At 37.2% G+C, this 11968-nt stretch carries 10 protein-coding genes and 1 pseudogene; 5 read left to right on the top strand and 6 right to left on the bottom strand.

The features are described from left to right. Positions 1-240 precede the first annotated feature (240 nt). Entirely contained in the window at positions 241-996 is a 756-nt protein-coding gene (locus AAHI02_RS18870) for a histidine kinase (protein WP_346984569.1), read from the top strand. After that, positions 993-1757 carry a LytTR family DNA-binding domain-containing protein gene (locus AAHI02_RS18865; protein ID WP_346984568.1) on the top strand — a complete coding sequence of 255 codons (765 nt, stop codon included), beginning with the start codon at positions 993-995 and terminating at the stop codon, positions 1755-1757. Before AAHI02_RS18870 ends, AAHI02_RS18865 begins: the two co-directional genes overlap by 4 nt. Positions 1758-1981: 224 nt before the next feature. On the opposite strand, the gene AAHI02_RS18860 is transcribed toward AAHI02_RS18865, so the two are convergent. From AAHI02_RS18860 to AAHI02_RS18840, 5 genes are all read right to left on the bottom strand, one after another. Continuing rightward, on the bottom strand, positions 1982-2536 hold the full coding sequence (locus tag AAHI02_RS18860) for a DNA-3-methyladenine glycosylase I (RefSeq protein WP_346984567.1): 555 nt from the start codon (positions 2534-2536) through the stop codon (positions 1982-1984). Between the two features lie 495 nt (positions 2537-3031). After that, positions 3032-4609, bottom strand: coding sequence for a DHA2 family efflux MFS transporter permease subunit (locus AAHI02_RS18855; RefSeq protein ID WP_346984566.1), 1578 nt, complete (start codon positions 4607-4609; stop codon positions 3032-3034). Positions 4610-5063: 454 nt separating this feature from the next. Next, positions 5064-6167: an HlyD family secretion protein gene (locus tag AAHI02_RS18850; protein WP_346984565.1), complete on the bottom strand. Its 1104-nt coding sequence runs from the start codon at positions 6165-6167 to the stop codon at positions 5064-5066. Positions 6168-6185: 18 nt separating this feature from the next. Further along, the gene (locus AAHI02_RS18845) at positions 6186-7499 is read right to left on the bottom strand and encodes a TolC family protein (protein ID WP_346984564.1); all 1314 of its coding nucleotides are present in this window, start codon (positions 7497-7499) and stop codon (positions 6186-6188) included. Beyond that, on the bottom strand, positions 7483-8109 hold the full coding sequence (locus AAHI02_RS18840) for a TetR/AcrR family transcriptional regulator (RefSeq protein WP_346984563.1): 627 nt from the start codon (positions 8107-8109) through the stop codon (positions 7483-7485). The genes AAHI02_RS18845 and AAHI02_RS18840 overlap by 17 nt, the downstream gene beginning before the upstream one ends. 156 nt (positions 8110-8265) lie before the next feature. Between AAHI02_RS18840 and AAHI02_RS18835 the strand changes: the two genes are divergently transcribed. Beyond that, positions 8266-8490, top strand: a complete 225-nt coding sequence (locus tag AAHI02_RS18835) for a hypothetical protein (protein ID WP_346984562.1) — start codon at positions 8266-8268, stop codon at positions 8488-8490. 35 nt (positions 8491-8525) lie between these two features. Here the strand turns inward: AAHI02_RS18835 and AAHI02_RS18830 are convergent. Continuing rightward, a pseudogene (locus AAHI02_RS18830) lies at positions 8526-9645 on the bottom strand (DNA polymerase III subunit delta'). A gap of 182 nt (positions 9646-9827) precedes the next feature. On the opposite strand from AAHI02_RS18830, the gene AAHI02_RS18825 reads away from it, so the two are divergent. After that, complete coding sequence (locus tag AAHI02_RS18825) at positions 9828-10877, top strand: hypothetical protein (RefSeq protein WP_346984561.1); 1050 nt, start codon at positions 9828-9830, stop codon at positions 10875-10877. 88 nt (positions 10878-10965) lie between these two features. Continuing rightward, on the top strand, positions 10966-11967 hold the full coding sequence (locus AAHI02_RS18820; RefSeq protein ID WP_346984560.1) for a glycoside hydrolase family 104 protein: 1002 nt from the start codon (positions 10966-10968) through the stop codon (positions 11965-11967). The last annotated feature ends 1 nt before the right edge of the window (position 11968 follow it).

The following is an 11968-nucleotide window of genomic DNA, read 5'->3' as shown; positions in this document are numbered from 1 at the left end:
TTTTTATTTTTACTGTTTCCGCTGACATTTCAGATTTCTTTTCCCAAGGAGTTTTGGGTTCTGCAGATCTATCAGCTGATTCTTTATTTTGGGACATTTTATCTGAACTATTATGTCATAGTTCCCAAAATATTATTCAGGAATAAAAGCTTTGTTTTCATCATTGTTTTATGTTTGATCATCAGTATTTCTGCTACTCTCAATTATTATATTGCCGTTTTCTACAAAGTCCATTTAGTAATGGAAAAAATGGACAGCACCAACCAAAACAGCAGAGTCAACTTTCTCACGATCAACAGCTTTATATTTTTGGTTGTCACACTGTTTTTAATATTCATAAGTACGACCGTAAAAGTCAATGAGAGACTGAAAGATATCAGCAATCGCCGCAAAAAACTGGAGCAGGAGAAACTTGCTTCTGAGCTCGCCTTCCTGAAAGCCCAGATCAATCCGCATTTTTATTTCAATGTCCTTCATGCCATCTATGCATTAACGGAAACCAATGTAGAGAAGGCTCAGGAAGCATTGCACAGCCTGTCATTGATGATGAGATATGTGATCTATGAAACTAAACATCACTCCTCGATGCTGAGTAAGGAAATTCAGTTTATAGAGCATTATATCAAATTGATGCAACTCAGAATTCCACAGAATACCAAGATTATTTTTGAGAAGCCAAAGTCTGTTCAGGATTACCCCGTTTCTTCGATGATTTTACTTCCTTTTGTAGAAAATGCCTTCAAACACGGAATCACTCATCATAAGGAAGATGAAATTACCATCCGTATTTCACAGGACGAAAACATTCTCTTTTTTGAGGTTTTCAATCCGATTGCAGAAATTAGCACGAAGGATCTGGAAGAAAGTAACGGCATCGGTCTTACCAATACCAAACGGCGTCTGGATCTGCTCTATCCCAATCATTACGAACTGGAAACTACTGAAGATTTAGAGAAAAAAGAATTCAGAATTATCCTTAAATTGCATCTTGTATGAAAATAAGCTGTATCATTATCGATGACGAACCGATTGCACTGGATCTGATCAAAAGATACGTGCTGCGTACTCCTGAACTGGAATTGTCAGCAGAATTCTCGTCCGGTATGGAAGCTATTTCATTTCTAAAAAGCAATAATGTGGACCTGATCTTCACAGACGTCAGAATGCCCGAACTCAGCGGAATGGAAATGGCACAGATCCTTGATAGAAAGCAAATCAGTGAAAAGCCAAGAATCATTTTTACTACTGCCTATGACACTTATGCTTTGGAGGGCTATTCGGTGGATGCATTAGATTATCTGCTAAAGCCTTTTACCTATGTAGATTTCAGCAAAGCAGTCCTTAAAGCTGAAAATTATTTTAAATTGATCAGACAGACTCCTGAAATAAAAGAAGAAAAACCAATTTCTGTTTCTACGGATTCAGCTCCTATTAGCGATCCATTTCTCTATATCAAAGTAGAATATCAATTGGTAAAAATCGTGAAAGATCAAATTTTGTATATCGAAGCAATGAAAGATTATGTCAAAATTTATCTTGAGAAAGAAACAAAACCAATTCTCACCTTAACAACCTTAAAAAGTATCGAAGAAAAACTAAATCCTCACAAATTTTTAAGAATTCACCGCTCTTATATCGTTTCATTAGATAAGATCACAGCAGTAAAGAAAAATTCTGTACAAATTGGACGAATGGAAATTGCTGTCACAGATTCTTACCGGGAAGCCTATAATGAGTTTATGGATCGGTGGAAATAGTTATTTGGTAATTAAATAATATAAGAAAGCTAATATTTCAATCCCGACAACTGTGAAATTCTCTCTAAATCTTCTACCAATATCCCGATTTCTTCGATCTTGAGTACAAAACCATTAAAAACCCTTACCTAATTTAACTTCTTAAATCAATCTTAATGGTTTTATTTCTCAAAGAAGAATTTATTTTAACCATTAAGATTTTAAGAATTTAATTTTAAAAATCATCACTCAGCTTCCAGCCACTTCGGGTTTTGCTGCAATACGATTTCATGCACGGGGCAGTTTTCAGAATGAGAGCCTTTCAGGTAGCCGATGCTCATCAGGAATTCGTTAACGATTTCTCCGCCGGTGAATTTGAAGGTTTTCTTGAACAGCTTCATCCATTCCGGCAATGTTTTCGGATGGTGATGTTCCAGCCATTTTTCAAATGATCCGAATTCCTTCTGAAGCGCAATGATGGTTTTTGCATTTTCGATGGCAGCGTTTACCTTCAGTTTATTCCTGATGATTCCCGGGTCACTCAGCAGTCTTTCGCGGTCGGCTTCCGTATAGGCGGCTACTTTTTTAATATTAAAATTATCATACGCTTTTCTGAAGCCTTCTTCTTTTTTCAGGATCGTCTCCCAACTCAGTCCGGCCTGGTTGATCTCCATGATCAGTCTCCCGAACAGCTCATTATCATCATGAATCGGGAAACCGTAGTGGTTGTCGTGGTAATTTTGATGAAGTGCCTTGCGATCTTCGGGGGTCATTCTTTCTATTGCTGAACAGTAACTCATTGATAAAATATTTTCGGTTTTAGTAAATTTTTTCCGGAGCAGTGCTGATGCAGACCCCAGTGTGACCTGCTAAGTTCACATTTATTCTGTAAATGTACAACCTGATGATGACAGATGTATGTCAGGAGACATTTTTCAATGGTCCGGACCGGTGAATCAGTGGTCATTATACGTTTAAGATATATCGCTATACGTCTTAAACATATCTTTATACGTTTTAGTAATGTTTTTATATGTTTTAAATATATACAGATCCGTTTAATATAAATACAGATATATTTTATATATATCATTCTACGTATAAAACGTATAAATATCTTTCTAAGACGTATAAAAACCTATCCGGAAGACCGCCCGACTACTGATGAACCATTCCATTTAGGTAAATTATAGATATTAATCCTTTAAAAACCCAGCCGTATTGTTATTGTATCAGAATTTTAAGGAGATACGAAGGCAGATAAAATAACCTCCGCAAAACGGAGGTTATTTATGTTAATGCATGGCTTCACTAAGATCGATTTTCTGTTTACCCTTTCTTTCTTTAATAAAGAGGATAAACGGAATACAGATCAGGAATATTACCCCGAGATAGAGGAACACATCCATGTAAGAAAGTACAGTAGCCTGTTTGGTTACGGAAAGATCAAGCATTTTGTAGGCGGCATTCATCGCAGCATCGGGCGTCATTCCTTTAGCCATGAAGCTTCCTTTTAAAGCCTGGAGTCTCTGCTGAACCGCAAAGTCTGTTTCATCAAGATGGGAGATGAGGTTGACCCTGTATTTCTGACTGGCATTGGCAATGAATGTCGTGATGGCTGCAATCCCGAAAGATCCTCCCAGCTGTCTCATCATCCCGGTAAAGGCTGCTCCCTGGCCGATTTCCTGACCCTTCAGCGTACTTAAAGATAAGGAGGTAATTGGAATAAATAAGAGCCCAAGCCCCGCTCCCCTTACGATCAGCATCCAGAAGAAGGCATCTTTACTGGTATCGGGTGTCAGAATTTTATACCCCCAGAAACTGTAGACAAAGAATATAAATAATCCTAAGGCGACAAGAATCTGCTGTTTGGCACCGGCTGATAATAACCGTCCGATAATCGGCATCATGAATGCTGTTGTAAGTGCCGCAGGAATCATCAGCGCACCAGACTGCAGGGCCGTCCATCCTAAAATACTCTGGGTGTACAGCGGAACAATGAATGTAGAACCATATAAACCGAATCCCAATACAAAGGACATGACTGTACCGATCCTTAAGTTGCTGTTCTTCAGAACCCTTAATTCTACAATAGGATATTTGAAGGTGAGTTCCCGCCAGAGGAAAAGTATAAACCCTAAAACTGCTGATGCTGTAAAGAGTACAATCCATCCGCTTGCAAACCAGTCTTCTTCATGACCTCTTTCCAAAATATACTGTAACGACCCAACGGTAATAGCCAATAGAGCGATCCCGATCCAGTCGACATCCGAAGCTTTACGCTTTTCCGCATATTTTGGGCTTTTCACGAACTGGAGCGTCATTAAAGTTGCTGCAATCCCGATAGGAATATTAATATAGAAAATATACGGCCAGCTGAAATTATCTACAATATAACCTCCCAATGGTGGGCCTAATGTAGGGCCAATAATTACCCCTAAACCATAAATCGCCTGCGCCATACTTCTTTTTTCAATCGGGTAAGATTCTGTAATAATGGTCTGTGAAGTTACCAATAAAGCTCCCCCACCGATTCCCTGCATCAATCTGAAAAATACCAGTTCCCAGATGTTGGTGGCATTTCCGCAGAGAAATGAGAATACAGTGAATATAATGATGGATGCTGCAAAGTAATTTCTACGCCCAAACTGCTGGGAAAGCCAGCTCGTCATCGGCACGATAATCACGTTTCCGATCGCGTAGGCGGTAATGACCCAGCCGACTTCGGAAAGTGTGGCTCCCAGGTTACCCTTCATCTCATTGAGGGCAACATTTACAATCGTGGAATCCACAATTTCAAGCAAAGCACAAAGAATTGCTGTAATCGTGATGATTACTCTCCGCGCTCCATATTCTACTAATGAATCTTGCATGTTTGTTTTAATAGTATTAAAAAAATTAAGAGATTAGGAGATTCAGAAAAATGAGAATGTGAACAAGCATTTTTACGAACTAACTTTATTCTTAATCATTAATTTCTGTATATGTGAAGGTTTTAAAATATTGTCAGTAAAAGCAATTGAATATTACTTTTTAAATTTCATTTAATTTTTAACCCATCACGGATACAGCAATTTCTGAATCTCGAAAAATCTTAATTTAAAAGTGAATTGTCAATGTTCCATCAACATTATTGTTTTACTGCTTCATTTCAACATCTTCATTGATTTCCATCTTCATTGCCGGAATCATCTTCATCCTCAGCCTGCTTCTTCATTTTCCTCCTGATGGCTGACTTTCATCTGCAAACCGTCATCAACTTCATGACCTGCTTCCTTAATATTCATCATCAATTTACCTCCGCAAACTGACAATTCACTTATATTTTTATTTCAATGAAACTTCTGCTTTCACATTCATCCCTGTTCTGAGTTTTTTTGCAACATCCTTATCCAGGTTTACAAAATCGATCTTTACAGGAAGTCTCTGTACTACTTTTACGAAGTTACCGCTCGCGTTGTCCGGAGGAAGAATGGAGAATGTAGCACCGGTTGCAGGGGAGAAAGAGCTTACTACGCCTTCAAATTCTCTGTCCGGGAAGGCATCAATTTCAATTTTCACCTTTTGTCCTTCTACCATCTTATCAACCTGCGTTTCTTTGAAATTGGCCACTACCCATTTCTGATCATCTTTAACCAAAGCAAATAACTGGGATCCTGCCTGTAAGTATTGTCCTGCCTGAATCGGAACTTTTCCTACAAATCCGTCTTCAGGAGCCACTATTACTGTGTAAGACAGGTTTAGTCTTGCATTTTCCACATCTACTTCTCTCTGCTTGGCTACAGAACCGGCCACGCTGATTTGCTGTGAGCTTGCTGCTGTCTGAGATGATGCGATATTGGTTTGTTGAGCGATCTGATTTCTTTGATCAATTAAAACCTGAAGCTGTTTATCCGCCGTTTGTTTTGCTGCTAAAGCCTGCTCGTATTGCTGTTCTGTAATGGAATGATCTTTTACCAGATTGGCATATCTTTTCAGATCCTGCGTAGTTTTCCATACGTTTACTTTTGCGGCTTCGATCTGGGCATTGGCTGTTGTGACCGCTGCTTCGGATGAACCGATGTTTTTGGATGTGGCCGTTGTACTCGCTTGCGCGTTTGAAATATTGCTTTTTGCGGTAGACAAAGCTGCTTCTGCCTGCTCAAGAGCCATTTTCTGATCTCTGTTGTCGAGGATTACCAGTGTATCACCTTTTTTTACGAACTGGTTGTCTTTTACTTTTACTTCCGTTACGTATCCTGAAATTTTTGAAATAACCGGCGACATATTGGAAGCAATCTGTGCATCGTCTGTTTCTTCATGTACCTGACCGTAAGAATAGGTTCTGTATCCATAAATTCCTCCGCCGATCAAAACAACCGCTAAAATAATAGGGAAAACTAAACTTTTTTTCTTTTTAGTTTCAGTGACTTGTGTAGTATTATTTTCCATTTCGGTATCGTTCTTAATTTATTTAGTTGTTAAAGTTCCTGTAGTTTGTAATAGTTTTCTGTAGGCGAGTGCCGCATCTGCTTTTGCATTAATAACGCCTACATTCGCTGAGATCTGTGCTGCATCTGCATCCAGGAGTTCTGTCATTGTAGCCAGACCGTTATCGTATTTGTTTTTTGTAATCCTGTAATTTTCGTTGGCCTGCTCTGCAGATTTTTCGAAAACTGCGATTCTCTTTTTAGAATAATCGGTATTCTGATATTCTCTGTTGACATCTAATTTGATGTTGTCATTTAATAATTCATTGGTTGCCGAAAGCTGCATTTCTCTTGCTTTTGACTGTTTTAATGAAGAATTTTCTTTCCAAAGATTGGATAGGTTGTAGGAAATTCCGACTCCGACATTTACCGCATTATAAATGGTTAAAAATTTCGGAATATCAGCTGCTACATATCCACCGGTAAAAGCGATGGAGGGAAGATTTTCTGCTTTTGCCGCTTTTGTTCCCAGTGCTGCAGCCTGTCTCTGCTTATCTAAAGCCTGAAGGTCTTTACGGTTTTCTCTGGCAGTATTGATATAATAGTCTATCGTTTTTACTTCGTTGCCTTCTTCAATATAATTCTGGTCTACATCGATTTCTGTGGTTTCCGGCAGTCCCAATAGCAAATCCATATTGATATTGGCAATATTGTAGTTGTTTTTGGCTTCCAATAATTGCAATTCGATATTTGAGGTCTGAAGGTTGGCCTTTAATCTGTCGTTTCTTGCAATGATGCCATTGTTTTCCATTTTAAGAAAAGTTTCATCTCTTTTTTGGGAAGCAGTAAGGTTCTCTTCTAATACCTTAATGGACTGATTGGCTTTAAACAAATTATTGTAAGCCTGAGCAACGTTGTAGGCAATAGCGACCTTATCATTTTCAGTGCTTAGCTTTGATGCTTCCACCAGATATTTTGCAGATTCGATTCCGTACTTTATTCTTCCGCCGCTGTAGATGGGAACGCTGAGGTTTGCAGATCCGTAAGCAACCTGATGTACTTCGGGACCACCATCTCCTGAAACTCCGGGAAGTTTAATGTTGATATTCGGTTTTAAGGGAAGATACATATAACTTCCTGAAACTTTCAGCTCGGGCAGTTGTCTGTTTTTAGCTTCCAGAAGATCGGCTGTAGCTTCTTCGATTTTTGCGGCATCGATCTTCAGATTTTTGCTGTTCTGGATGCCTAACTGCACAGCTTCGTCAAGAGTAAGTGTTTTTTTCTCCTGTGCATTTGCGTTTGCAATTCCCACAAACAGTGCCAGCGCAATGACTGAATTATTTATTTTCTTCATAACCCAAAAGGTCTTTAAGTAAGTATTTAATATGTGTATTAAGTTCTGTGTAATACTTTTCGTCGAAAATTTCTTCTTCATCCGTATTATTAAGGAATTCCTTGTACATTTCTTTGGCGTTGGAGGCATAAAACAAAGTTCCGCTCACGGTGGAATGCAGCAGATAGATCGGTGGATTTTTAGTAAAAATTCCTTTCTCCAGCCCGCTTGCCAATATTTTTGAGTACATGGAAATAAATCCTAATTTGGTTTGCTTCAGAAAATCAACAATATGAGGATTCTGTGTATGAAGCTGCTCTCTCTGCATGATCCTGTAAAAACATTTGTGATGTCTTACTCTTCCTGCAAACTGGTCTACGATCTTTTCTATTTTTTCCCAATCATTAATGTCCGTTCTTTCTAAAATGTCTTTTGCAAAAAACTGTCCTTCATTCATCCTGTACTCCACCAGTTTTTCATACAGCTTTTCCTTTGAACCGAAATAATACGAGATCATAGAAATATTCACATTGGCCGCTTTGGCAATCTCCCGGATGGAAGTTCCTTCAAAACCTTTTTCTGCAAAAAGCTTTTCGGCAGCAAATAATATATTTTCTTCTTTTGAAATCATTTCTTATTCTCATTTTTTGAGCATGCAAATGTACATCCAATTTTAAATAAATCAAACGATTGATTGATTTTTATTTAAAAATTAATATCTTTTTAATATTCGTTAATTTTAATTACCTGAAATTGTTATATTTGAAGCTTAAAAAATAAGATTCAAATGAAAAAATTTATTTCAATTTTAGCTTTATTAAGCGTATTTACCTTGAATTTTGCACAGGAAAAAGAAGGATGCTGTGCCGGAAAAGACAAAAAACACTGTTCTACAGCAGATAAGAAAGCCAATGCAGATTATCATAAAGGTTGTGACAAAAAAGAATCTAGAGCACAAAGTAATGCCAAAGCAAAAAGCGCTAAAGAGAGAAAGGCAAAAAAAACTGCTTAATTGTAAAAATAAAATCCGATCCAGAGTCGGATTTTTTATGCATTTTTATGAATATATCTTGATAATTTTATTCCCAAATCTGTCCATATGATTTTTGGATTTCCGTTTCGGGTTAAATGCAAATCGGCCGTACTGATTTCTTCCAGAATGCTTTCGATATTGGCACCACTGATAAATTTTGAGAACCCAAGCCAGTTGAAACCATTGGCATTAATTTTTTTATAAACCAGGTCTTCCGACTGATAATTCTGCAAAAGAGCCAATCTGAAAATTTCTGAACAGTAATTTAAAAAATTCTTTTGCTTTTCACGGTTCCAGCCTGCGATTTCTCTTGCCCAGAAGATAATGCTTTTTAAAAACTCCGGTTTCTTTTTTTACCATGAATGCATCACGGACCCACTGAACAAAAAGTTTTTCAAACTCATCATTTTTACTTCCCGACTGAAGAAGCTTTACAGCGTCATTAAGATCTCCCTGCGACTGGTGGATGACCTCTCCTATTTTATCATCAGAGACATTGAAATTATTTTTAAGATAAATTCCGAGATCTTCATCGTTAATTCTCGGAACTTCTACGATCTGAGTTCTGGAAAGAATGGTCGGCAAAATATCATTTGTGCTTTCCGCTGTAAGGATAATGATTGTTTTTGCAGGAGGCTCTTCAAGAAATTTAAGGAATTTGTTGGCTGCGGCAACGTTCATTTTATCTGCCCGCCATACAATGAGAATTTTGGTTCCGCCTTCAAAGCTTTTTAAAGAAAACTTCTGATTTTGATCATCGATTTCATCTGCCGAAATGAAGAGCTGTTTGTTTTCAGATTCCAGAAAAGCGGTCCAGTCGTCATAGCTTGAATAAGGAAAATCCATAATCATCTCCCTGAATTCTTCAAATTTATTTTTACTTAAAGAATTTCTGTTATCCGTAAAAACCGGAAAGCTGAAATGAAGATCAAGGTGGTTGAGATGTTCTATTTTTGAAGCGGCATGTTCATTTTCTCTGCTTAAAATTTCTTTTGCGTATGCCAAAACCATCGGCAACGTTCCATACCCTTCTTTTCCTACGAAAAGCTGCGCGTGGCTTACCCTGTTTTCAGCGATACTGTCTCTCAGAAGTTTCTTCAGATTTTCCTGTCCGGCAATGTTCTCCCAATTCATGGCTCAAAGATAAAGAATTTTTGGAACGAATGATTTGTGAATTGTGAATTTTGCGTTGCAAATAAATCGTGAATTATATCACAGATCTTTTATTTTAGATGTAATAATTTTTGTAATTATTCTTTAGAAATTAATTTCATATTCAATAATTTAATAAATTTGAGAAACAAATGATGTAAAAAATGCCTAAAAAAGGAGTTTCAGCAATATCCGGAAACATCTCTCCCGTTGTTGGAGAGAAAAACACTTACCATATCTCAGATTGGTATCCTGATACCCCCAGTTCGGAAAGAGATTTAAAAGCGGTAACCTGGGAACTTTTCAGGAAAAGAAGCAACGGAAAATTCACCACTACACACGTCAGGAAAAAAGGAGACAGCAGCTTTACTTTTGGAGAAGCATCTTTAGGGCACACCTATAGACTGGAAGGCTATCTCCATGAGCCGGAAGGCGGCGGGCTTATTATTACCCCAAAACCAAATAAAACCCCACAGATATGTAAGACAGAGCTTTATTATACAGATAACAGAAAAGGCAGTACATTCAGCTTTATGGAAAAACTGAGAGCCAAAGCTTATTGCGTGAATATGTTTCATAAAGAGATAGTTTTTACGCTTTGGGAAGATGATGCCAAAGGAGCGGGCCATCATGCAAACAATACTGCCATAGAAACCCAAAAAGCCAGAGTAGATGAAAACGGTTTGGCAGTTGCAGAATTTACACTCACCAAAGCGTTGATGCAAAAAGCTATGAAAGGTGAAGCCAATACCAAAGAGCTTGAGTTTTATGTAACGGTGGAATATTACAAACATAATAAACACGCAACAGAGAATGTAGAAGTTGAAAATCCTTATGCGCAATATTACAAGCCTAAACCTTATCAACCACCTGTAATACCCAAAGCGAAGGGTTCTCCCGCAGCGCAGAAACCGGTAAGCCAAAAGGAAGAAAAAGGAATTATAGATACTGCTATAGATAAGATGAAAGAACTCTGGGATTGGGGAGAAAGCAAAGGAACCGCTACAAAAGAAAAATCGCCAACGATATCTAAACCGGAAGGTAGGAGCGCTGTGGCTGTGGGTGGGGTGAAAAAGGAGGAGAAGAAAGAGGAAGAAAAAATTTGTAAATGTGAAGCAAGAGTGAAAGCTTATATGAGAATGCTTAGAGTAGGAGAAGGAACAGGTGAACTTATAAAATCTTCAAAATATAATAAAGAAACAAAAAAAGATTGATATTGTATACATTCCAAATGATTTTGAAAGTGGATACACAAAATTATTTGGTGGGGGCAACTTTACAAAGCCACCTCATAATAAAAATATGAGTGACCACCCACATATTAAAGTCCTTTGGTACACCAAAAAAAACGGCGAAAAAGTGTATAGTTCAGCTGCAGGTGCGTATCAAGTTATGGGATATACTTGGAGTGATAATAACATGATTAATAAAAGAAAAACGTACAACATTAAAGATTTTTCTGCAGAGGGACAAGATAAATTTTGTATTGTCTTATTCAAATATAAAAGAGAAGGAATCTTAGATCTAATAATAAAAGGAGATATAAAGGAAGCAACAGAAAAATATGGGAGCTATGAATGGGCTAGTCTGCCTCCAGGTAGATATGGACAGCCAATTGAAACGATAGAAAAAGCATTAGAATTATATAATAATTTTTATCAAGAAGAATTGTCTGGTAAAAGTCCTTTATATTTAAAAAAGGGATTTTTAAAAGAATTTGGATATAATTGTTGTGAAAAAGATATTCCAAAAAGTAATTCAGTGAATTCATTATGTGGAAAATCAGAAATTGATCTAAGAGAAAAAGTAAAATGGCAAACACAGTTTGATCCAAAATGGGGAGGGCGCGATAGACAAATGGTTGCATGCAAAAAAACATGTGATGATATATTAATAAATAGTGGACTTAAGGCTACTTCATTATCAAAATTATATCAAACGGCTATAGAAAACAGTGAACATTCTAAATTAATAATCAACAATCAGATTTCAAAAGAAGCCATTATGTATTTGGATAGTGAATTGGAAAAAGGACATCCTGTTCAAGTTGGAGTTGACCATGGATTAGGATATAAAATTGATAACAATTTAGATCAGTCCACAGATCATTTTGTAGTAATAATTGGCCGGAAATGCGAAGGAAGTAAATGTTATTATCTTTTTTACGATGTTGGCACAAGTCATAAAGAAAAAGGTGCAAGTGATAATAACAGATTGTACTTAGATAAAACAGATTATTCCTTGAGAGGAAAAACTGTTTACAACGGACATTTCTATACGGTAACTCAAATAAGAAAAAATTAAA

The sequence above is a fragment of the Chryseobacterium sp. POE27 genome, assembly GCF_039727685.1.
Lineage (GTDB): Bacteria > Bacteroidota > Bacteroidia > Flavobacteriales > Weeksellaceae > Chryseobacterium.
Note: the sequence above shows the minus strand (reverse complement) of the source record. Positions and strands in the feature narration are given on the sequence as shown.

Bases quoted from the DNA above. Each gene is read 5' to 3' on its own strand.
- AAHI02_RS18825 (WP_346984561.1), top strand. From the start codon at position 9,828: ATGCCTAAAAAAGGAGTTTCAGCAATATCCGGAAACATCTCTCCCGTT.
- AAHI02_RS18860 (WP_346984567.1), bottom strand. From the start codon at position 2,536: ATGAGTTACTGTTCAGCAATAGAAAGAATGACCCCCGAAGATCGCAAG.
- AAHI02_RS18865 (WP_346984568.1), top strand. From the start codon at position 993: ATGAAAATAAGCTGTATCATTATCGATGACGAACCGATTGCACTGGAT.
- AAHI02_RS18845 (WP_346984564.1), bottom strand. From the start codon at position 7,499: ATGAAGAAAATAAATAATTCAGTCATTGCGCTGGCACTGTTTGTGGGA.
- AAHI02_RS18840 (WP_346984563.1), bottom strand. From the start codon at position 8,109: ATGATTTCAAAAGAAGAAAATATATTATTTGCTGCCGAAAAGCTTTTT.
- AAHI02_RS18870 (WP_346984569.1), top strand. From the start codon at position 241: ATGGAAAAAATGGACAGCACCAACCAAAACAGCAGAGTCAACTTTCTC.
- AAHI02_RS18850 (WP_346984565.1), bottom strand. From the start codon at position 6,167: ATGGAAAATAATACTACACAAGTCACTGAAACTAAAAAGAAAAAAAGT.
- AAHI02_RS18820 (WP_346984560.1), top strand. From the start codon at position 10,966: ATGAGTGACCACCCACATATTAAAGTCCTTTGGTACACCAAAAAAAAC.
- AAHI02_RS18835 (WP_346984562.1), top strand. From the start codon at position 8,266: ATGAAAAAATTTATTTCAATTTTAGCTTTATTAAGCGTATTTACCTTG.
- AAHI02_RS18855 (WP_346984566.1), bottom strand. From the start codon at position 4,609: ATGCAAGATTCATTAGTAGAATATGGAGCGCGGAGAGTAATCATCACG.